General features: G+C 35.1%; 20 protein-coding genes and 1 other annotated feature. Of the genes, 17 read left to right on the top strand and 3 right to left on the bottom strand.

The features are described 5' to 3' along the window. The first annotated feature begins 450 nt into the window (after window positions 1-450). From ACWG0P_RS00710 to ACWG0P_RS00650, 13 genes are all read left to right on the top strand, one after another. Entirely contained in the window at window positions 451-1,203 is a 753-nt protein-coding gene (locus tag ACWG0P_RS00710; RefSeq protein WP_455792588.1) for an ABC transporter ATP-binding protein, read from the top strand. Next, window positions 1,196-3,805 carry an extracellular solute-binding protein gene (locus ACWG0P_RS00705; protein ID WP_455800035.1) on the top strand — a complete coding sequence of 870 codons (2,610 nt, stop codon included), beginning with the start codon at window positions 1,196-1,198 and terminating at the stop codon, window positions 3,803-3,805. Before ACWG0P_RS00710 ends, ACWG0P_RS00705 begins: the two co-directional genes overlap by 8 nt. Window positions 3,806-3,814: 9 nt before the next feature. Next, window positions 3,815-4,912 (top strand): 2-aminoethylphosphonate--pyruvate transaminase, encoded by a 1,098-nt coding sequence (locus tag ACWG0P_RS00700; RefSeq protein WP_455800034.1) that lies wholly within the window; start codon window positions 3,815-3,817, stop codon window positions 4,910-4,912. After that, window positions 4,912-5,688, top strand: coding sequence for a phosphonoacetaldehyde hydrolase (gene phnX / locus ACWG0P_RS00695; protein WP_455800033.1), 777 nt, complete (start codon window positions 4,912-4,914; stop codon window positions 5,686-5,688). The genes ACWG0P_RS00700 and phnX overlap by 1 nt, the downstream gene beginning before the upstream one ends. A 119-nt stretch (window positions 5,689-5,807) precedes the next feature. Then, window positions 5,808-6,236 (top strand): MarR family winged helix-turn-helix transcriptional regulator, encoded by a 429-nt coding sequence (locus tag ACWG0P_RS00690; RefSeq protein WP_455800032.1) that lies wholly within the window; start codon window positions 5,808-5,810, stop codon window positions 6,234-6,236. Between the two features lie 12 nt (window positions 6,237-6,248). Next, the gene (locus ACWG0P_RS00685) at window positions 6,249-7,973 is read left to right on the top strand and encodes an ABC transporter ATP-binding protein (protein WP_455800031.1); all 1,725 of its coding nucleotides are present in this window, start codon (window positions 6,249-6,251) and stop codon (window positions 7,971-7,973) included. After that, the gene (locus ACWG0P_RS00680) at window positions 7,973-9,832 is read left to right on the top strand and encodes an ABC transporter ATP-binding protein (RefSeq protein WP_455800030.1); all 1,860 of its coding nucleotides are present in this window, start codon (window positions 7,973-7,975) and stop codon (window positions 9,830-9,832) included. The genes ACWG0P_RS00685 and ACWG0P_RS00680 overlap by 1 nt, the downstream gene beginning before the upstream one ends. Before the next feature lie 190 nt (window positions 9,833-10,022). Beyond that, window positions 10,023-10,940 carry an ATP-binding cassette domain-containing protein gene (locus ACWG0P_RS00675; protein WP_455800029.1) on the top strand — a complete coding sequence of 306 codons (918 nt, stop codon included), beginning with the start codon at window positions 10,023-10,025 and terminating at the stop codon, window positions 10,938-10,940. Window positions 10,941-10,942: 2 nt separating this feature from the next. Then, window positions 10,943-11,854, top strand: coding sequence for an ABC transporter permease (locus tag ACWG0P_RS00670; RefSeq protein ID WP_455800028.1), 912 nt, complete (start codon window positions 10,943-10,945; stop codon window positions 11,852-11,854). A gap of 13 nt (window positions 11,855-11,867) precedes the next feature. Then, a complete protein-coding gene (locus tag ACWG0P_RS00665; RefSeq protein ID WP_455792616.1) occupies window positions 11,868-12,308 on the top strand; it encodes a LytTR family DNA-binding domain-containing protein in 441 nt (146 codons plus the stop codon). Window positions 12,309-12,324: 16 nt separating this feature from the next. Further along, window positions 12,325-12,756 (top strand): DUF3021 family protein, encoded by a 432-nt coding sequence (locus ACWG0P_RS00660; RefSeq protein WP_455800027.1) that lies wholly within the window; start codon window positions 12,325-12,327, stop codon window positions 12,754-12,756. Window positions 12,757-12,888: 132 nt separating this feature from the next. Next, the gene (locus tag ACWG0P_RS00655) at window positions 12,889-13,749 is read left to right on the top strand and encodes a DegV family protein (RefSeq protein ID WP_455800026.1); all 861 of its coding nucleotides are present in this window, start codon (window positions 12,889-12,891) and stop codon (window positions 13,747-13,749) included. 89 nt (window positions 13,750-13,838) lie between these two features. After that, window positions 13,839-14,660 carry an SDR family oxidoreductase gene (locus ACWG0P_RS00650; RefSeq protein WP_455800025.1) on the top strand — a complete coding sequence of 274 codons (822 nt, stop codon included), beginning with the start codon at window positions 13,839-13,841 and terminating at the stop codon, window positions 14,658-14,660. A gap of 54 nt (window positions 14,661-14,714) precedes the next feature. Here ACWG0P_RS00650 and trpB read toward each other — a convergent pair whose 3' ends face one another. Then, window positions 14,715-15,965: a tryptophan synthase subunit beta gene (gene trpB, locus ACWG0P_RS00645; RefSeq protein WP_455800024.1), complete on the bottom strand. Its 1,251-nt coding sequence runs from the start codon at window positions 15,963-15,965 to the stop codon at window positions 14,715-14,717. A 459-nt stretch (window positions 15,966-16,424) separates the two neighbouring features. Then, window positions 16,425-16,664 (top strand) — a binding site (T-box leader). Between the two features lie 64 nt (window positions 16,665-16,728). On the opposite strand from trpB, the gene ACWG0P_RS00640 reads away from it, so the two are divergent. From ACWG0P_RS00640 to ACWG0P_RS00630, 3 genes are read left to right on the top strand one after another with little or no spacing between them, the layout of a single operon-like run. Beyond that, window positions 16,729-17,502, top strand: a complete 774-nt coding sequence (locus ACWG0P_RS00640) for an amino acid ABC transporter substrate-binding protein (RefSeq protein ID WP_455800023.1) — start codon at window positions 16,729-16,731, stop codon at window positions 17,500-17,502. 17 nt (window positions 17,503-17,519) lie between these two features. Next, on the top strand, window positions 17,520-18,146 hold the full coding sequence (locus tag ACWG0P_RS00635) for an amino acid ABC transporter permease (RefSeq protein WP_455800022.1): 627 nt from the start codon (window positions 17,520-17,522) through the stop codon (window positions 18,144-18,146). An 11-nt stretch (window positions 18,147-18,157) separates the two neighbouring features. After that, window positions 18,158-18,829, top strand: a complete 672-nt coding sequence (locus ACWG0P_RS00630) for an amino acid ABC transporter ATP-binding protein (RefSeq protein ID WP_455800021.1) — start codon at window positions 18,158-18,160, stop codon at window positions 18,827-18,829. 41 nt (window positions 18,830-18,870) lie between these two features. Here the strand turns inward: ACWG0P_RS00630 and ACWG0P_RS00625 are convergent, their stop codons facing one another. After that, window positions 18,871-20,265, bottom strand: a complete 1,395-nt coding sequence (locus ACWG0P_RS00625) for a radical SAM protein (protein ID WP_455800020.1) — start codon at window positions 20,263-20,265, stop codon at window positions 18,871-18,873. A gap of 3 nt (window positions 20,266-20,268) precedes the next feature. Next, window positions 20,269-21,177, bottom strand: a complete 909-nt coding sequence (locus tag ACWG0P_RS00620) for a helix-turn-helix transcriptional regulator (protein ID WP_455800019.1) — start codon at window positions 21,175-21,177, stop codon at window positions 20,269-20,271. A 120-nt stretch (window positions 21,178-21,297) separates the two neighbouring features. Between ACWG0P_RS00620 and ACWG0P_RS00615 the strand changes: the two genes are divergently transcribed. Continuing rightward, window positions 21,298-21,600, top strand: a complete 303-nt coding sequence (locus ACWG0P_RS00615) for a hypothetical protein (RefSeq protein ID WP_455800018.1) — start codon at window positions 21,298-21,300, stop codon at window positions 21,598-21,600. The last annotated feature ends 55 nt before the right edge of the window (window positions 21,601-21,655 follow it).

Below are 21,655 nucleotides of genomic sequence, written 5' to 3'. Positions count from 1 at the left end.
GGATACAGTAAGCTTTTGAATCAACTCATTCAACCTAAGTTTAATGTAGAGCATCTTCTTGGCTATCAACTTTAACCATGGCACAACTACAACAAGTATCACACTTGCTAATGGATGCTCAAACGTTCGAAGAAATAAGAAATTCAATTTAAAGATTATGAATGATAAGGACAAGATGAAAACTTGTCTTTTTTTGTTTTTGTTCAAAAATTCATACATCATTAGAAAAAAATAACAGTAAATTTAAGAAGAGTGTTCATTGTGAATATTTTGTTTCAGATTCTTATATAAAACGACACAATTTTACACAGAATTAACAGAAATGTGTGTGTAACCGGTTTCTGTAAACAGTTTGTTAACGCATCGTTAAGAAGCTTTTACTTGCCTTGTTTTCAAGGAAATAACCGATATAATGATGCTCGAAAGGTAATTACCTGAAGGAGGATCTGCATGTTAAAGTTAGAGCACTTATGCAAATCATATGATGATGTAAAAATATTAAACGATATTTCCTTGGAAATAAATAAAGGAGAAATTGTTTCCATTCTAGGACCAAGTGGTTCAGGGAAAACAACCCTATTAAATTGCATCTTAGGCATTACAGATATTGATAAAGGATCAGTTATTTTTGAAGGAGAAGATTTAACTCATGTCTCTATGAAAGAGAGAGGGTTCAATATTGTTTTCCAAGATTATGCTTTATTTCCAAACTTAAATGCTTATGACAACATTATGTATGGATTGAAAAACAAACCTACTATATCCACACGCCAAGAAGTGAATGATTTGATCGATTTACTTGGATTATCTGCACACCTTGATAAACGTATTGATCAATTATCTGGAGGTCAAAAACAGCGTGTTGCACTTGCTCGAACAATGGTAATGAAACCCAAAATACTATTATTAGATGAACCCTTATCTGCACTAGATGGAGTGATTAAGGAAAGCATCAAAGAAAAGATCAAAACCATTGCGAAAGAATATCAATTGACAACTATTATTGTAACGCATGATCCTGAAGAAGCGCTTACGTTATCTGATCGCGTGTTGATTATGAAAGAGGGAAGTATTTCTCAATATGCAAAACCTCAGGATATTATCAATCAACCATCCAGCGATTTTGTAAGAGAATTTATTCTTCAACAATTAGAAATTAAACGTCATAATATCTATCAATTATTCGGAGAGCAATATGCTTAAGAAGTCTAGAGAATTAAAAATTATATATGCATTATTGGCATTGTTATTCTGTATCTTTCTATTGATGCCTGTAGCTACATTATTATACAAATCATTTGTAAGTGGAAATGAAATTTCACTTGCGAATTATACGGGCATGTTTCAATCAGGAAAGTTTATGATCGCCTTTAAAAATAGCTTTCTTGTTTCAGGAGTAGCAGCATTCGTTACGTTGTTACTTGCATTCTTATTAGCATATACAATCAATTTTACAAATGCATTCCCTAAGCTCAAAAAAAGCATTAAAGTTATCGCAACCATGCCTATGTTGTTGCCTACTATAACATATGGATTTGCGATTATATATACGTTTGGGAAACAAGGATTATTTACGAAATTGATTCATATACAATTCTTTGATATCTATGGGTTTTGGGGGTTATTAATTGCATATGTAATTTATACTCTTCCAATCGCTTTCTTGTTGTTGAATAATGCGATGCGTTATATTGATAAGAAATTTATAATTGTTTCGAAGATTATGCAAGACAATACTTGGAAACGTTTTATGATGACTACCATCATTCCTTTAATTCCTACACTAGCAGCTGCCTTCATTCAATCTTTCTTCCTATGTTTCACTGACTTTGGAATTCCTGCAGCTGTTGGAGGAGAATTCAATGTTGTTGCGACAACCTTATATAATGAAATGTTAGGCGCGATTCCAAACTTTGCTAATGGTGCCGTAGTTGCGATGATGATGTTATTGCCAAGTATCGCAAGTATTGCCATACTTCATTATTTAGAACGCTTCAATGTACGTTATCATAAAGTTACTGATATTGATTTACCAAAACATAAAATTAGAGATAGAATATGCTCCATTTCATCTTTATTCGTTCTTGGATTCATTGTTTCAATCTTTGCGGTGATTATCATACTTCCATTTATAAGTGAATGGCCATATGACGCAAGCTTTACACTTGATCATTTCGTGGATACGTTAACGTCAAGTAATTTGCTAGGAGTATACAAAAATTCACTACTTGTTGCATTAGGAAGCGCACTCTTTGGTACTGTTGTTGCTTATTGTAGTGCATTGATTACAATGCGTAGTAAATTATCGAAGTTTGCGAAAACATCCATCGATATTATGAGTAGTATCTCAAATTCCATTCCAGGTATGGTGATTGGTATTGCCTTCCTATTTATCTTTAGTGGAACGTCACTTCAAAACACCTTCTATATTATTATCATTTGTAATGTGATTCATTTCTTCTGTACGCCATATGTAATGGCAAAAAATACGTTGGGAAAAATGAATGCATCATTTGAAACAACTGCAATGTTGATGGGAGATAGTTGGTGGAAGACCATACGAAGAGTGGTTATCCCAAATTCAAAGAGCACTATTTTAGAAATGTTTGCCTATTATTTTACAAACTCTATGGTTACGATTAGTGCACTTATCTTTATCGTAGGGGCGAAAACAGCAGTTCTTACAACGAAGATTAAAGAATTACAGCACTTCGCCAAATTCGATGAAATCTTTGTATTATCTTTATTGATCCTTATTACGAACCTAATTGTAAAAGGACTTGTACAATTGTATGCACATAAAAAAGAAGGAAAACAAGTGGAAAAGAAATCCTTCAGTATTAAGAAGATTGTACTTGCGCTAGGAGCTGTAGTTTTATTAGCATTTACCTTTATCTTTGGGACATCCCAAGAGAAAGTTGTAATTTATTCCAATGCGGATGAAGAAGCATTAGTTGCGATACGTCATGCATTAGATGAGAATGGGTTCGCTGATCAATACATCTTGCAGTCCTTTGGGACAAGTGAACTGGGTGGAAAGCTGATGGCTGAAGGTTCTAATATAGAAGCAGACTTAATCTCTATGAGTACCTATTATGTAGATAGTGCACAAGAGAAACAAAACATGTTTGAAAAGCTTACCTTCCGTACAGATACCATACGTACCTATTCCGATTATGATACACCACTTACTGCCTTGGAAGGAGCTCTCATTGTAAATACACAATTCCTTGAGGAGAAGGGTTTAAGTATACCAACCTCTATAAAAGAATTAACCGATGATAAATATAAAGGCTATATATCCATCCCAGATATTAAGGCAAGTTCAACGGGATGGTTATTGGTACAAGCAATCCTAAATACATATGGAGAAGATGAAGGAAACATCATTTTAACGAAACTGTTAGATAATGTTGGACCTCATTTAGAATCCAGTGGTTCCGGTCCAATCAAGAAAGTTCGATCAGGAGAAGTTGGGATTGCATTTGGATTAAGACATCAAGCAATCGCAGATAGTAAAAAAGGATTACCAATTCAAGTTGTAGATCCAACTGAAGGAAATTATACCTTAACGGAATCTCTAGCCGTTGTTAAGAAAGAAAATAGCGCAACAGCAATGGCAATCGCAAGATGCATCATGGAAAATGCACGATCTGAATTGTTAGAAACTTATCCGACGACCCTCTATGAAGGAGAAGAAGTCGATCGTGATGTAGCTTCTACAAAACCAAGAATTTATAAATACCCTTTAACAGTAGACTTACTAAAAGAACACCAGACATTCTTTGAGGAATGCCAGAAATAGGAGAAGAAAATGAATACATACAAATTATTAACACCAGGACCACTTACGACAAGCGATACCGTAAAACAAGAAATGTTATTTGATCATTGTACATGGGATGATGATTACAAACAAATAACACAAAGAATTCGTAAAGATTTATTAACGATTGCACATGTGGATGAACGTACATATACAAGTGTTTTGATGCAAGGCTCAGGAACTTTTGGAGTAGAGAGTGCTATCTCTAGCATCCTACCCAAAGATGGTGCTTTATTGTTGTTAAGCAATGGTGCCTATGGAGAACGTATTGCAAAAATGTGTACTTATCATAACATCAAATGCATTCATATTGAACAAGCATACAATCTGATTCCAGATGCACAAAAAGCAGAAGAAGCATTAAAAGAACATAGTGAAATTACACATGTAGCTATGATTCACTCCGAGACTACGAGTGGCATTTTAAATGATATTCACACGATTGGAGAACTATGTGCGAAGTATCAAAAAACATTCATTGTAGATGCAATGTCAAGCTTTGGTGGTGTGGATATTGACTTATGTGAGGATCATATTGATTTCTTAGTAAGTTCTGCAAATAAATGTATTCAAGGAGTACCAGGCTTCTCCTTCATTATCGCAAATCGTGAAAAACTAATCGCATCAAAGGGAAATGCTCGTTCTTTATCTCTGGATTTATATGATCAGTGGGTTGGTATGGAGAAAGATGGAAAATGGCGTTATACATCTCCAACACATGTTGTTTTAGCCTTTGCGAAAGCCATGGAAGAATTAGAAGAAGAGGGTGGAGTAGCCGCAAGAAGCAAGCGCTATTACAACAACATGAAAACCTTGATTGACGAATTTGAAAAGCTGGGATTTAAACCCTATGTAGAAAAAGCTTATCAAGGACCAATTATCACCACATTCTTATATCCAAAAGGACAAAACTTTAATTTTCAATCTATGTACGATTATATCAAAGAGAGAGGGTATGCCATTTATCCAGGGAAGTTGACGGATGCGGATACCTTTCGAATTGGAACTATTGGTGAAATCTATGAAGAAGATATTCACACATTAACAAGTATTATGAAAGACTATATGAAGGGAGATAACAAGTAATGAAAATTAAGGCGGTTATATTTGATTGGGCAGGGACTACAGTAGATTATGGTTGTTTTGCGCCAGTAAGAACATTTATAGAAGTGTTTAAGGAATATGGAATTGATGTAACAATGGATGAAACACGACAACCTATGGGGATGTTAAAGTGGGATCATATTAAGACAATGTTGGCGATGCCTAATATAAAAGCACAATGGGAAAAGAAATATGGAAGAGCAAGTCAGGATTCTGATATTGATGAAATGCATAATAAATTCACTTCCAATTTATTGAAAATATTAGACCAATATTGTGAGTTAAAACCATATGCAAGGGAAGCAGTAGAAGCTTTACGTGCAACTGGTATTCGCATTGGTTCTACTACAGGATATACAGACGAGATGATGAATATTGTACTTCCGAAAGCAAAAGATAATGGTTATTCACCAGATTATTGGATTACTCCAAACAGTGTAAATAATTGCGGTCGTCCATATCCATATATGATTTTCCGTAACCTAGAAGCAATGCAAATAAAAGATGTACGCAGTGTTTTAAAGGTTGGAGATACAATTTCAGATATTGAAGAAGCAAAAGCTGCTGGTGTATTAGCTGTAGGTATTCTAGAAGGTAGCTCATTGATGGGATTGAGTGAAGAAGAATATAAAAACTTGAACGTTGAAGAACAAGAAGCGTTGATTAAGAAACTAACAAGAGAATATCGAGAAGCAGGAGCAGATTTTATCCTTTATAATTTAAAAGAACTTCCAGCATTGATTCAATCCATTGCATAAGCATCCAAAATGGGTGCTTTTTTTCTTTAGAGTTGTGCCTATATCATTGACAAAAAAAGGAGTTTATCATATAGTTAGAATACTAACAGTTAGTTAGCTAATTATTGAGGAGGAGACTTATGGAATTGCCATTTCACATGATGATGTTTAAAACATATCATGCTCAACGAAATAAAATAAGACAAAATATGAGTGCCTATGGATTATCTCCAGGACAGCCTAAAGTGTTACGTTATTTACATTCTCATGAGGATTGTATGTTAAAAGACATTGCTTATAATTGCGATGTAGAACCAGCAACTGTTTCAAAAATATTGAACAATTTAGAAGAAAACGGAATGCTTACAAGGGAGATTGTGAAAGATAATAAAAGAGCTCTATCTTTAAGAATCACGAAGAAGGGTGAAAAAGCTCTAGATTTATGGAGTAAGCACTGTGATGAGGTAGAAGAAAAATCATTAGAGGGATTTAGCACAGAAGAAAAAGAACAGTTTAAGCTGTTTCTTTCTAGGATGTATCAAAATTTAACAGATCGAACATTTGAATAGGGAGGTGTAAGTATGTTAAAGAGAATGTTTCCTTTTATGAAAAAGTATAATCGCTATTTAATTATCAGTTGCATTTGTGTAATTACGGAAACGATTTTTGAATTGATCATTCCTTTGATTATGGCAGATATTATTGATGTTGGTGTAGCCAATGGGGATAAGGAGTACATTCTAGTAAAGGGGGCGCAGATGATAATTTGTTCATTGATTGCGCTTGTATTAGGAATCCTATATGCTCGTTATGCCGCAACTGCAGGACAAGGATTTGGCGCAGAGCTTAGAAAGGCAGAATTTGAAAAAGTACAAAGTTTTTCCTTTTCAAATACGGATCACTTTTCTACTTCGTCTTTGATTACACGATTAACGAGTGATGTAACCATCTTACAAACTGCCATTAGTAATGGTATTCGTCCCTTTGTACGAAGTCCTGTTATGTTGTTGACTGCATTGGTATTAACCTTTTCCATCAATGCGAAACTCGCAATTATCTTTGTGGTTGCGATTCCCATTTTAACCGTAGGACTATTTATCATTGTTCATAAAGTAGGTCCATTGTATCGTATGATGCAAGGTTCGATAGATAAAGTAAATACCATTGTACAAGAGAATTTGAATGCGATACGTGTGGTGAAGTCCTATGTCAAAGGGACCTATGAAAAAGAAAAGTTTGAGAACGTAAATGACGATCTACGTTTTTCAAGTGAAAAAGCATTTCGTACTTCCGTTTGGAATATGCCTTTGTTTCAAATCGTAATGTATGGAACCATCATATGTATTCTTTACTTTGGTGGGAATATGATCTTTGCGGGTACCATGCAAGTTGGAGAATTAACAGGATTTTTAAGTTATGTTTTACAAATCTTAAATTCTTTAATGATGTTATCGGGTGTGTTCTTAATGTTAACAAGATCACTTGCGAGTTGTGAAAGAATCGTGGAAGTACTAGATGAACCACTTGATATTATTGATACCAAAGAATCCAACAAAGTAATCACACAGGGATCTATTTCTTTTGAGCATGTATACTTTAAATACAAAGAAGATGCGCAAGAGTATGTGTTAAGTGATATCTCTTTACGTATGCCAAAAGGCTCTACAACAGGGATATTAGGAGGAACAGGATCTGCGAAAACAACGCTTGTGCAATTAATTCCACGTTTGTATGATGTGTTTGATGGTCGTGTGTGCATCGATGGTATCGATGTTAAAGAGTTTTCAATCTCACATCTACGAGACGCAGTGGGTATGGTTTTACAAAAAAACACATTGTTTTCTGGTACGATTATGGAAAATCTATTATGGGGCAATGAACATGCAAGTGAAGAAGATATTGCTTGGGCATGTCGTGTTGCGTGTGTAGATGAATTTGTGAAGGATTTTCCTGAAGGATATGATACGGATTTAGGACAAGGGGGAGTAAATGTATCAGGCGGACAAAAACAGCGCTTATGTATTGCGAGAGCATTATTAAAACATCCAAAAGTATTCATATTAGATGATTCTACAAGTGCAGTTGATAGTGCTACAGAAGCACAAATCAAAGAAGGCTTGGCATCCTTAAAAGATACAACCAAACTGATCATTGCCCAACGTGTAAGTAGTGTTATGCACGCTGATCAAATCGTTATATTAGAAGATGGGAAAATCCATGCGATTGGAACACATGAACAACTCCTTGAAACAGATCCTATTTATCAGGATATCTACACATCTCAACAGGAAGGGGTTGGTTTATAATGGCAAAACAGATTTCGAATAAAAAGCCTAAACATATGAAAAAAACAATGTTTAACTTCCTGCATTATATGGGAAGACATAAGTTCTCCTTGTTATTGGTCGCAATTCTTGTGGTGATTAGTGCCGCAGCGAATTTGTATGGAACCTATTTGGTAAGTCCTATTATCGATCAATATATCCTGCCTAAGAATTATCAAGGATTTACGAAAGCCATTTTGTTTATGGCAGGGATGTATGCCAGTGGGGCATTGTGTACAGCTTTCTATAAACAGATGATGACACATACCTCTTCAAAAATTGTAAAGGAAATACGTGCAGATTTATTTTCTAAGATGCAAAAACTTCCTTTGAAATTCTTTGATACCAATGCACATGGAGATATCATGAGTCGTTTTACAAATGATTTAGATACCATTCAAGATGCGATGAACAATTGTTTCGATAATTTGATTCAAAGCTTCACTATGATTGTGGGAACCTTGATCGCAATCTTTATCTTAAATTGGCGTTTATCTCTTTTGGTTGTGTTCTTTATGATTGTGATGTATTATCTAATTCAATATTTTAGTAAGAAGAGTAAATATTATTTTACACATCAACAACGTGCTATGGGTGTGCTTAATGGGTTTATTGAAGAAATGGTAGATGGAGTAAAGGTGGTAAAAGTCTTCAATCATGAACAGGCTAATTTTAAAGAGTTTGAGACAAGAAATGAAGCTTTACGTATAGCTTCTACACAAGCCTTGACCTATTCTGGAAGAACGATTCCCACGGTAGTTTCTTTATCCTATTTCAATTATGCGATTGTTGCCTGTGTTGGAGGCTTCTTCGCAATCCATGGACAAATTGAACTTGGTGCCTTAGCTTCCTATTTGATTTATGTACGACAAACAGCTTTACCAATCAATCAATTCACTCAACAATTGAACTTTATTCTAGCCGCTATGGCTGGGGCAGAGCGTATCTTTGCGATGATGGATGAACAAGAAGAAGTGGATGATGGAAAAGTTACACTAACGCGTGTGCGTATGTTAGAGGATGGAAGTTGTCATGAGTGTGAAGAATATACAGGACATTGGGCATGGAGACATCCTAGAAGTAATGGAAAAATAGAACTTGTACCTTTACAAGGAGATGTTCGCTTTCATGATGTAGTTTTTGGATATGAACCAGGTGTTACCATTCTAAAAGGAATTCAATTATATGCGAAACCTGGACAAAAAATAGCATTTGTAGGAAGTACAGGTGCTGGGAAAACAACCATTACCAACCTCATCAATCGTTTCTATGACATTGAAAGTGGTAGTATCACATACGATGGAATCGATGTAAAACTCATACGTAAAGAGGATTTAAGACGTTCTATTTCCATTGTTTTACAAGATACCCATTTGTTTACTGGAACGATTGCGGACAATATTCGTTATGGGAATTTGCATGCGAGTATGGATGATGTAATAGAAGCCGCCAAACTTGCGAATGCACATTCCTTTATCAAACGTTTACCAAAAGGGTATGATACGATGTTGTCTGGCGATGGTGCAAACCTTAGTCAAGGCCAACGCCAATTACTAGCCATAGCACGAGCTGCGATAGCAAATCCTCCGGTTCTTATTTTGGATGAAGCAACCAGTTCCATCGATACACGTACAGAGAAGTTAATTGAAAAAGGAATGGATCGATTGATGGAACATCGTACAGTGTTTGTAATTGCGCATCGTTTATCAACGGTACGAAATTCTGATGCGATTATGGTATTGGATCATGGCGAAATCATAGAGAGAGGAAGTCATGATGAATTGCTAGAACAAAAGGGTACGTACTATAAGTTATATACTGGACAGTTTGAATTATCATAAAAAATCAAACCTATAAACGAAGAAAAAGCTTGGATGAAAATTCAAGCTTTTTTAATGTGCATATTTTGTACATGTATCTTAATTGCTATATTATGCTAGTTAATTGAGTTGAAATGCAACTTAGCATAAGGCCTATTGTAAGGGATTTTCATCTTTTCTATAATCAAGGTGTGAAAGGGAGGTTTATATTATGTATGCAATTGAAGTAAACGATATGAAGAAAAGTTATCAGGATGTACATGCGGTAAATGGAATTAGTTTTCATGTAGAACAAGGAGAACTCTTTGGATTTTTAGGAATCAATGGGGCAGGGAAATCTACCACCATTAATATGTTATGTACATTATTTCCTCCAACCAGTGGAAGTGCAAGGGTTTGTGGCTATGAATTAGGAAAAGAGGATGATGCCATTCGAAAACAAATAGGCATTGTATATCAACGAGATTGTTTAGATGAATTGTTGAGTGTAAAAGATAACCTGTTAATTCGAGGTTCTATGTATATCAACAATAAGAAAAAACTACAAGAACAATTACTACACGTCACTAAGATATTAGATTTAAAAGATCTTTTAAATCGTCCATTTGGGAAGTTATCTGGTGGACAAAAACGACGTTGTGAAATAGCGAGAGCACTCATGCATGCACCTAAAATTTTGTTTTTAGATGAACCAACAACGGGATTAGATCCTGCAACTAGGAAAGTTGTATGGGATTGTATCGATACGTTAAGAAGAGAAAGTGATATGAGCGTTTTCCTGACAACACATTATATGGAAGAGGCCGCCAAAGCAAATCATATTGCGGTGATTGATCAAGGTGTATTAAAAGAATTTGGAACACCCTTTGAATTAAAGAACAAGTACGCAAAAGATCAATTGATCGCATACCCGCTAGAAGAAGAGAAATTACAAGAATACTTAAATGAGCACAAATATAGTTATGCAAGATATGATCATGTATTCACAATTCCAATGAAAGATACAAAAAGTGCGATTCCTTTATTGAAAGATATAGAATCATTTTTGGAAGGATTTGAAATGATACAAGGAAACATGGATGATGTGTTCTTAAACATTACTGGAAGAGCACTGGAGAAGGGGGTGTAGATATGTCATTATTGTATTTAGTAAAACGAAATATGTTGTTGTACTTTAAAGATAAAGCCTCTTTATTCTTTTCTTTATTATCTGTGTTAATGGTGCTTTTGTTGATGGTTGTATTTTTAGGAGATATGAATAAGGATTCCTTATTAGAAGCGTTAGAGAAGATAAAGGGTGTCGCAACTACAACAGCAGATGAACAAAATGCGGAGTATGTTGTGTTGATGTGGACAATCGCTGGTATGTTAGCGGTGAATAGTTTTACTGTTCCATTATCGATCATAGGAATATATGTACAAGATAGACAATATCATAAGCTAGAAAGCTTTTATTGTGCGCCTATTTCTAGAATGAAACTATTATGTGGATATTTAATTGCGGCAATCATCAATGGTATGATTATGTGTACAATTACTTGTTTATTATCTTTTCTGTATGTATCTATGCAAGGGCATCCTTTCTTGGATGCGCTGGGTTGGGTACAAGTATATGGAATGTTGTTGGTTAGTGTGAGTGTATCCAGTGCATTGGTGTTAATCGTATCCCAATTTGTAATTACGAGTAATGCTTGGGGTTCTTTTGGGACCATTGCAGGTACTTTGATTGGTTTTCTAGGTGGTATTTATTTACCGATGACAATGTTACCGAACGTTGTACAAAACATTTTGCGTAGTTTGCCGTTTCTACACCAAGCAAGTATGTTACGAAGTGTGTTTACACAACAAAGTGTTGAAAGAATATTTAAAGGTTTACCTAGTGATGTGATGAGTGTATATAAAGAAAACATGGGAATCAGTGTGCAAGTATTCGATCAAACAATATCGCCATCGATGCAGGCTCTATTGCTTGTTGGTTGTGGTATAATAGCATTAAGCATCGCAGTTTATGTATTAAAGAAAAGAGCATCGTTCGATCGATAGAAAGGAGGTCGCTGTGAAAATTATCATTGAAGATAAAAAAGATCCAAAAGATGAAGATTGTATTATCATTCGTTGTGATACAATGGATGAATCGATACTAAGTTTGATTCAACGTCTCAAAGTACAAGAAGAGAAATTCACTGCTATGCAAGGGACGTCTATTCAACGAATTGATCCAAAGGATGTTTTCTATTTTGAATCTGTAGATAACAAAACATTCCTTTATACACAAACGCAAGTATATGAAATAAAACAGCGCCTTTATGAGATAGAAGAGAATTATAAAGGAGGAGATTACTTGCGTGCCTCCAAATCGATTATTATCAATCTTACAAAGATTCATCATTTATCCCCAGTCATTGGAAGTCGTTTAGAGGCAGTGCTTATGAACAATGAAAAAATTATTATATCTCGACAATATGTTGCGCAACTAAAAGCGTTGTTAGGGTTGTGAAGGGAGGAATATGAAAATGAGAAAATTAAAAGACTTACTGTTTACATTTTCCTGTGTGACGACAGGTTCTCTGATTATGGCAGCCATTTTCATCTCCATTTTTTATGAGGAAAATGATGTAAATGCAAGTATTTTATGGCAGATACTATTCACAAGTGCAGTTTGTTGTTTAGGGAATTTCTTATATCCACAAAGAAAATTAACAAAAAAACAACTCTATTTCTCCCATGTAGTTCATTATTTGTATGTGGTGTGTGTAGTGATCGGTTCTGGATTATATTTTGATTGGTTTCAGTGGACACAACTTCATATGGTATTTGCGATGTTGGTATCCATCACGATTGTATTTGTAACAATTATGTACATTGTGTATGAACAATCCAAAAGAGAAACAATGAAAATGAACGAGCGACTCCAAGAGTACAACAAGACTCATCATGTACCGTAGACCATTTTATATGGTCTTTTTCGTATATGGATATATTTGGTATTAAAAACTAGATTGACTAATTATGCGAATTATAATATACTGTAAGCATAATCATAATATTTCATTTGAAAATATAGTTGGAGGTTTATTATGAATACACAAAAAATCGCTATCCTTGTAGATTCCTGTTGTGATGTACCAAAAGATTATGCGCAACAATATGGAATGTACGTGATCCCTTTAAAAGTTATCTATCAAAACGCTGAATATTTAGATGGAGTAGATATCACTGCTGAAGAAGTATATCGTGGTTTATCAAAAGAAGTACCTAAGACATCCCTTCCTTCAGGACAAGATATTCAAGAAATCTTTGATCAAATCAAGGCAGATGGATATGAGAAAATAATTGCAGTAACCATTTCTAGTGGATTGAGTGGAACTAATAATATGGTGCACTTAATTGCGGATGATAATACGGATTTAGATACTTTTATTTTAGATACTAAGAATATCTCCATCGGCGCAGGGTTTCATGCAATTCAAGCGGCACGTTATATAGAAGAAGGATTATCTTTTGAAGATATCCAAGTGAAATTAGAAGCGGGTATTAAAAAATGTAAAGTGTTCTTCGTTGTGGAAACACTAGAATACTTACAAAAGGGTGGTCGTATTGGTTTAGTTGCCTCTCTATTTGGAAATGCATTGAATTTAAAACCGATTATCTCTTGTAATGAAGATGGTATTTATTATACGGTATCAAAAGTACGTGGTCGTAAACAATCAATTTCAAAGACAAAAGACTTGGCGTTAGAGTTTGCTGGAAATCATAAGAAATATAATGTTTCCATTGTAAATGGAGATGCGCAAGATATCTCTGATGAAATAAAGGCAAGTATCTTACCAAAATTACCAAATCTTGATGTTTATGTAGAAAAGCAATGTTCTCCAGCTTTGGGTGTTCACACCGGACCTGGAACAATTGGTATTTGTGTACAAGTGTTAGAAGATTAAGAAACTGCAGAATTTGCAGTTTTTTTTCTTGACTTAGAGTGAACTCCAAGGATTATAGTAAGAATATAGTTGAAGGATGGTAAATACATATGAACAAAGAAGTTGTAGTCTTAACAGGGGCGGGTTCTATTGGAGTCGCAATTATACGAAGGATTGGAGTTGCTAAATCAATTGTGATTGCGGATGTATCTTTGCGCCAAGCACAGGAGGTTGTACAAAACTTATCCAATGCAGGATATGAAGCATATGCGCATCAAGTCGATATTTCATCAAGAATATCAATACAAAAACTCATAGCTTATGCGAAAACATTAGGACATATCAAGTATTTTGTAAATGGTGCAGGGGTATCTCCATCACAAGCATCGATAGAAACAATTTTGAAAGTAGACTTATATGGAACAGCAATATTGTCAGAAGAGTTTGGTAAGGTTATAAGCTATGGTGGAGCAGGACTTATTATTTCTTCACAGTCGGGACATCGTTTACCCGCGCTTCAAGAACGTGAGAATGCTTTATTAGCGCTTACTCCAAGTGAGGAATTGATGAGTTTAGATATGTTACAAAAGGATAAGATAAGAGATACATTACATGCGTATCAACTTGCGAAACGAGCAAATGTATTACGTGTACAAAAAGAGGCGTTGCTATGGGGTGAAAAAGGAGCTAGAATCAATTCTATTAGTCCAGGTATTATCATAACTCCGCTTGCGAATGATGAACTTCACGGAGTAAGAGGAGAATTCTATAGGAACATGTTAAACGCATGTCCTGCGAAAAGAGCTGGAACACCAGATGAAGTAGCGGGTGTAGCGGATCTTTTGATGGGAGTTCATGGAAGTTTTATTACAGGTAGTGATATTTTAATGGATGGGGGAGCCACAGCGAATTTCCTTTATGGAAAGGATTGATTATAGAAAATCGCATAAGAAAAGCATATGGGTTTTGCCATATGCTTTCATTATTTATTCATCAATTTCGATATCTAAGAATTCCGCAATACTCTTTACGTCTTTATCTCCACGACCTGAAACAGTGACACAAAGAATACTGTCTTTTGGCATTGTTGGAGCTAATTTCATAACATAGGCTAAAGCGTGTGAACTTTCAATCGCTGGAATAATACCCTCTGTTTTTGTTAGATATAAGAAAGCATCAACAGCTTCTTTATCTGTAATCGAAACATACTCGGCTCTCTTTATTTCATCAAGATAAGCATGTTCAGGACCTACACCTGGATAATCTAATCCAGCTGAAATGGAATATACAGGAAGTACTTCACCTTTTTCATCTTGTAAGAAAATGGTTTTCATTCCATGTAAGACACCTGTTTTTCCTTTTGCGAGTGTTGCGGCATGATCTGTAGTATCAAGTCCTTTACCAGCAGCTTCACAGCCTATCAGTTTTACGTCTTTATCATCAATGAAATCATAGAATGAACCAATGGCATTACTTCCTCCACCGATACATGCGACAACTACATCGGGTAATCTTCCTTCTTTTTCTAAACACTGTGCCTTCATTTCTTCTGAAATGATTTTTTGAAAATCACGTACAATTGTTGGATATGGGTGAGGACCAACAGCAGAACCTAATAAATAGAACGTATCCTCACAGTTTTCTACCCATGCGTTTAACGCTTCATCGACCGCATCTTTCAAAGTTCTTGTACCTGTGGTAACCGCATGCACCTTAGCACCTAGTAATTCCATCTTAAATACATTCAAGGATTGACGGCGTGTATCTTCTTCTCCCATATAAATATCACATTCCATATCAAATAGGGCTGCGGCAGTAGCGGTTGCGACACCATGTTGACCCGCTCCTGTTTCTGCGATTAACTTCTTTTTCCCCATATATTTTGCGAGCAAAGCTTGCCCTAGTACATTGTTGATTTTATGTGCACCTGTATGATTTAAATCTTCACGCTTCATATAGATTTTAGCGCCACCAAGATCCTTTGTCATTTTCTCTGCGTAATATAGTAAAGAAGGACGATTTGCATATTCACGATAATAGTAAGATAAGTCCTCTTGAAATTTTGGATCATCTTTTAATCGATCATAAGCCTCTTCTAATTCATTTAATACCTTTATCAATTTCTCTGGAGCGTATTGTCCTCCAAATTCTCCAAACATACCTTTATTCATATATTTATCTTCCTTTTCTTGCCACTTGGCAGTATTTATACGTTGTAAATATAAGAACTCTGCCATCGTTTTGCGTGTATTATCATAACGCACCATCCTCTCTTTTCAGGATGCATAAGAGTGAGTATAAAAAAATCCCTCGTCGCTATTTTCATAGGACGAAGGATGTCTTCGTTATGCCACCTATTGTGTGAAAGTCACTCTTATACAAACACCATCATGTCTGTTTCCTTCGATAACGCGGGAATAGCGTCATAAGCTACTAAACGTATTGTTCACCTATGCTTCTATCAGGCCCATTCACATATGACGTTCGTGTTGAATTTCCACCTTCATCAACTCTCTATCTCGTTCATACACATATTACTCTTCCTGAATCAAACGAATTTGTTGTCTTGATTATAAAACGGAAGAAACCTAATGTCAACAAGAAAACGAAAATTATTTCAATTAACTTACATCTCTTTTCATTTATTTACATAAAAATGTTGACAATTTTCATACAATCTATTATACTGAATCTATTCAACAGCAATGAAAAGAAATAGTACACAGTTGTACCATCATAGAGAGTTCTTGGTTGGTGTAAAAGAACATGGGATATTGTGGAACACGTCTTGGAGCTGCAGATGCGAACAAAGAGTAGTGTCTGCCGGTACAGCCGTTATACGATGAACAAGTACATGGTACTTGATGAGGTCAATATCGTGAGGTATTGATAAATTGAGGTGGAACCACGCAAGTCATAAGACTTTCGTCCTCTAGTGAATGCTAGTAGGAGGAAAGTCTTTTCTTTTCATGAAGGAAAGCAAAAAGAGGAGGAATTGATATGAAGAAATTAGTTGTTACAGGATTGGCATTGTTGATGGCAATAGGAATGAGTGCATGTGGAAGTTCAGATAGTGTAGAAACTATGAGCAAAGATACGTTGATTGTGGGAATTGATGATACTTTTGCGCCAATGGGTTTTAAAAAAGATGGAAAACTTGTTGGTTTCGATGTAGAAATGGCACAAGCAGTCGCAAAAAAATTGGATAAGAAAGTGGAATTCCAAAACATTGACTGGGATCTAAAAGAAACAGAATTAGATGCTGGTAATATCGATTTGATTTGGAATGGATATTCCGTAACGGAAGCTCGTAAAGAACAGGTATTATTCTCAGATGCATATATGGAAAATCGCCAGATGATCATCACTACAGATAAAACAGGAATTAAATCAAAGGCAGATTTAAAAGGAAAAACAGTTTCCGTACAAAAGAATTCAAGTGCATATGATGCAGTTATGAAAGAAGAAGCTTTCGTAAAAGAATTAAAAGATGGAAAACTTGTACAGTTTGATACCAATAACGATTGTTTCATGGATTTAGAATCTGGAAGAAGTGACGCAATTGTTGTGGATGAAACATTAGCACGTTATTATGTAAAACAACAAGATAACGGAATTAACTATGTATACCTTGATGAAAACTTTGGTACAGAAGAATATGCTGTAGGTATGCGTAAAGCAGATAAGGATTTATGCGAGGCAATTAACAAAGCGATGAAAGAATTGAAAGACGATGGAACATACGATAAAGTAAAAGCAGAATGGTTTAAATAATATACATGAGCATGTTTATGGATTTATTACCCTCCTTTATGGAGGGTTTAAAGATTACATTGTTTTTCTGGGTAGTGACATTAGTAGGGTCTTTCCTATTTGCACTACCTATGGTTTATATTCGTTTATCTAAAAATCGCTTACTTTCTTCAATCGTTCGTTTTTATATTTATATTATGAGAGGAACACCACTCTTATTACAGTTGATGTTTGTCTATTTTGGATTGCCATTTCTTGGGATTAAAATGGATCGTATGGAGGCTGCACTTGTGGCATTCCTATTCAACTATACCGCATATTTTACAGAGATATTGCGTGGAGGAATACAGTCCATTGATGGTGGACAAGTGGAAGCTGCCAAAACCCTTGGTTTTTCTTCTCGTTATACCTTCTTACACATTTTAATGCCACAAGCATTAAAGAATTGTATTCCTTCTTTCATTAATGAAAGTTTGACTTTATTAAAGGATACTTGCCTTGTTTCAATTCTTGGAATCGATGAATTGTTACGTTATGCAAAAATAGCTGCAGGTACTTATGCCACTGTTATGCCATTTGTATATGTAGGTATTATTTATTTACTATTGAACATTCCAATCGCAAGAGGACTGAATGTAATTGAAAAACGCTTGAATTACTACTAGGAGGAAACATGATGAAAATACAAATAGAAAATTTATGTAAATCCTTCAAAGAAAATCAGGTACTTACGGATTTGAATTTGAATGTGGACGACAAAGAAATCGTTGTTTTGATGGGTTTAAGTGGCAGTGGTAAAACAACCTTATTACGTTGCCTTTGCGACTTGGAACAAGCAGATAGTGGTAGTATTTGTATCAATGGCAATTATCTTTTGAAAGATGGAGTCATTGCGGATAAGAAAGAAAAACAAACAATATGTAGGGATATCGGTCTTGTCTTTCAAAACTATCAATTGTTTCCACATCGTACCGTATTACAGAATTTGATGGATGCGCCATTGTATCATAAGTTGATGAGCAAAGAAGAAGCAAAAACAAAAGCATTGGAATTGTTATTTCGCTTACAAATACAAGATAAAGAGGGAGCCTATCCTAATACCTTAAGTGGTGGACAAAAACAACGTGTAGCTATCGCTAGAGCTTGTATGTTACAGCCTTCCGTCTTATGCTTTGATGAACCTACGAGTGCATTAGATGTAGAATCCATTGCCTCAGTTACATCCATTATCAAAGATTTAAGTAAAGATATGGCAATTTTAATCATCACACATGATGAAGGATTTGCGAAAACAGTAGGTACAAGAGTAATCCGCATCAATGATATCAATAAGAAAACAACAAAATAATATAAAACACCCCATTTTGCGTTTGCAGGATGGGGTGTTCTTTATAAAAGTGGCAGTTGCATTTGTTCATTAGGAACAACAGATTTATATCCGTTGATAATATCTTTCATCTTATATACGATCCCATACTTCTCACATTCCTTTTTAAAGATGTTCCATAGACGTCTTGCGTCTGGTACATCACAAGAGTAAGTTTTATGATATCGCTGTTCGTACAATTCCATTTTCCCTGGGAAATAATGATTCAGCTGATGGTAAAAATAATCGCGTTGATAAGCACGTAAAGTAACACCCAATCCAGGATAAATAAACTTTGCATGATGAATGTGTGCTAGGTATACGATTTGACGAATGTTTTCTTCTGTATCATTGATAAATGGTAAAAGCGGCATAAATAGGATTCCTGCATATATTCCATGCTCATGCATCGCATCGAATATTTTAAAGCGCTCAGAACTTAATGGTGCATTGGGTTCAATGATCTTACCAAGCTCATCATCTGCACACGTAATCGTAACTTTAATGATGCTAGGATATTGTCTAGCAATATGGGCAATCAAATCAATATCGCGTAATATTAAAGTACTCTTGGTATCAATACCAATACCAAATCCATATTTATCAATCAGCTGTAAAGCACCTCGTGTGATCTCTTTCTCTTTTTCAAAAGAGTTGTAGGTGTCTGACATTGCGCCAATACCTATAGTTCCTTTTCTGCGCTTTCGAGAAAGTTCTTTTTCTAATAGTTCTAGTTCATTCTCTTTTCCTCGTACGATATCAAAGTTTTCCACTTGATAACATGCACTTCTAGAATCGCAGTAGATACACCCATGGTTACAGCCTTTATATAAATTCATATTGAAATCCATTCCAAACCAAGAGAACTTTTGATAACCATTTTGAATAGAGGTCCCACCTTGTAGAAGACTTTTGGATTTGATATATTGGAACTCTGGTTTCTCTTTAATTAGGATTGGTACATATAATTCGATAATAGAGTCTTCTCGATTGAAGTGAAAATCACTTGTATACTTTTCATAGTATTGAATAGTACCTATTTTTCGTGTTAGTTTTGAACTAGGTAAAATATCTTCGAATAATATGCGAATACTTTCACTTAAATGTTTCATATCCCCACGATGAATATATTTTAAATAATGTCCTCTTGGAATATGATATAAACGAAAGGTAATAGGATAGTTTTCTTTTGATGGAATACCACATACATAATGTAGATGTTCATCTTCTCGATGGGTAATGCCATATTTCACAAATTCCATCCCTTGTGTTAAGTGATAAGTTTTGATATCTTGTTGGAAAGAACGCCAAAAGGAAGTCGCAATCTTTTCATTTTCCACAAGAGAGGTTGTTAGTTTTTCGCTTTTTGTCAAAACAAAAATATCATCGATAAAACATACTTCATAGCTATTTTCCATAAACTAGTCCTCGTAATTCGCCAAGGCTTGTCGATAACGATGTATCAATTCTTCTTTCAGGAAAGCGGGTTCCATGATTTGTATACCTGATCCATAGCCCATAAAATAGCTATACACCCATTCACCTGGTGGAAAAGCAATTTTAAGGAGTAAGGAACCATCTTCTTGTTTTGTATAGTGCTCAGGGGTATATTCATCATAAATGCGATAGGAAAGAGAAGCATCTACTTTTGCGACAATGTGGATATAGTCTTTTTTATCATAATGATACATCGCCTCAACATCTTCTTCAATAATTTCATGGGTAGAATCTTTCATAGATTTCTCTATGTTTTCCATTCGTAATAATTTAAACATCCGTTGATCATTGCTATCTAAACAATAGGCAATAAGATACCAACTTTGTCCTTTGAACATTAAACGTAAGGGTTCAACTTCACGCACTTTGCATGTTCCATAGGAATTATAGTAGGTGAATGTCACAACTTTTCGTTGTAAGATTGCATCCTTTAAAATTTTAAAGTAGGAACTATTATTTGTTAGGCCTCCCCAATCACTAAAATCTACATCAATCCAACTGACTTGTTCTTTTTGAAATTGAGCAGATAGTTTGGTAAGAAGGGAAGATACATCGCTTTGATCTGCCATATGATAGCTTTGTAAAGCCGATAAAAGGTGCTGCTGTTCTTCATCGTTTAATAACGATTTGGACAAGGTATAATCTTCCATTAGAAAGATACCGCCATTGTTTCCTTTGTTTGTATATAACGGGATTCCTGCCATGGATAAGGCATCAAGATCTCGATAGATGGTACGCGTACTTACTTCAAAGTGCTCTGCCAATTCTTTGGCAGTAACGCGTTTCTTTTGTAATAGGATGTATGTAATTTCAAACAATCGTTGTATTTGCATAAGAATTCCTCCTGTTGTCTTTATTGTATCAAAGTTAATATGACAAGTACATGTCATATTACAACACTTTTCTTTTATAAAGGTTGGTGTTATCATAAATAGGAAAGAAGGATGATGAATATGAATGAAGCAATTATAAAAAACAAAATCATAGAATATGCAGAGAATATGTTACAACCAAGTCTTGTGGAAGATGCGAACATGCAAGATAGCATTACAGATGAACATGGAACTACAAATGTTTGGTTGGTAGAATGTGATACAGGGGAAGAATACTTTGTGTTAGAAGGCGATATGCCTAGTAATATCTTCAAGAAAAGTGGTATTTACACAAGCAGTGAACAAGTATATGAAGCTTATCTGGATGTTTTCGAAGAAGGAGAAAAGAAGGAGTCATCCATCGATCGTTTTACTTATCTATAGCGTTATCTTACTTTATATCAATTATGTATGATATAATTATGATAATTAGATATCA

Source organism: Amedibacillus sp. YH-ame6 (assembly GCF_053848845.1).
This window is presented reverse-complemented; position numbering and strand designations above follow the sequence as displayed.

Excerpts from the sequence above, each read along its gene's own strand:
- ACWG0P_RS00710 (WP_455792588.1), top strand. The coding sequence starts at position 451 with ATGTTAAAGTTAGAGCACTTATGCAAATCATATGATGATGTAAAAATA.
- ACWG0P_RS00705 (WP_455800035.1), top strand. The coding sequence starts at position 1,196 with ATGCTTAAGAAGTCTAGAGAATTAAAAATTATATATGCATTATTGGCA.
- ACWG0P_RS00700 (WP_455800034.1), top strand. The coding sequence starts at position 3,815 with ATGAATACATACAAATTATTAACACCAGGACCACTTACGACAAGCGAT.
- phnX (WP_455800033.1), top strand. The coding sequence starts at position 4,912 with ATGAAAATTAAGGCGGTTATATTTGATTGGGCAGGGACTACAGTAGAT.
- ACWG0P_RS00690 (WP_455800032.1), top strand. The coding sequence starts at position 5,808 with ATGGAATTGCCATTTCACATGATGATGTTTAAAACATATCATGCTCAA.
- ACWG0P_RS00685 (WP_455800031.1), top strand. The coding sequence starts at position 6,249 with ATGTTAAAGAGAATGTTTCCTTTTATGAAAAAGTATAATCGCTATTTA.
- ACWG0P_RS00680 (WP_455800030.1), top strand. The coding sequence starts at position 7,973 with ATGGCAAAACAGATTTCGAATAAAAAGCCTAAACATATGAAAAAAACA.
- ACWG0P_RS00675 (WP_455800029.1), top strand. The coding sequence starts at position 10,023 with ATGTATGCAATTGAAGTAAACGATATGAAGAAAAGTTATCAGGATGTA.
- ACWG0P_RS00670 (WP_455800028.1), top strand. The coding sequence starts at position 10,943 with ATGTCATTATTGTATTTAGTAAAACGAAATATGTTGTTGTACTTTAAA.
- ACWG0P_RS00660 (WP_455800027.1), top strand. The coding sequence starts at position 12,325 with ATGAGAAAATTAAAAGACTTACTGTTTACATTTTCCTGTGTGACGACA.
- ACWG0P_RS00655 (WP_455800026.1), top strand. The coding sequence starts at position 12,889 with ATGAATACACAAAAAATCGCTATCCTTGTAGATTCCTGTTGTGATGTA.
- ACWG0P_RS00650 (WP_455800025.1), top strand. The coding sequence starts at position 13,839 with ATGAACAAAGAAGTTGTAGTCTTAACAGGGGCGGGTTCTATTGGAGTC.
- trpB (WP_455800024.1), bottom strand. The coding sequence starts at position 15,965 with ATGGCAGAGTTCTTATATTTACAACGTATAAATACTGCCAAGTGGCAA.
- ACWG0P_RS00640 (WP_455800023.1), top strand. The coding sequence starts at position 16,729 with ATGAAGAAATTAGTTGTTACAGGATTGGCATTGTTGATGGCAATAGGA.
- ACWG0P_RS00635 (WP_455800022.1), top strand. The coding sequence starts at position 17,520 with ATGGATTTATTACCCTCCTTTATGGAGGGTTTAAAGATTACATTGTTT.
- ACWG0P_RS00630 (WP_455800021.1), top strand. The coding sequence starts at position 18,158 with ATGAAAATACAAATAGAAAATTTATGTAAATCCTTCAAAGAAAATCAG.
- ACWG0P_RS00625 (WP_455800020.1), bottom strand. The coding sequence starts at position 20,265 with ATGGAAAATAGCTATGAAGTATGTTTTATCGATGATATTTTTGTTTTG.
- ACWG0P_RS00620 (WP_455800019.1), bottom strand. The coding sequence starts at position 21,177 with ATGCAAATACAACGATTGTTTGAAATTACATACATCCTATTACAAAAG.
- ACWG0P_RS00615 (WP_455800018.1), top strand. The coding sequence starts at position 21,298 with ATGAATGAAGCAATTATAAAAAACAAAATCATAGAATATGCAGAGAAT.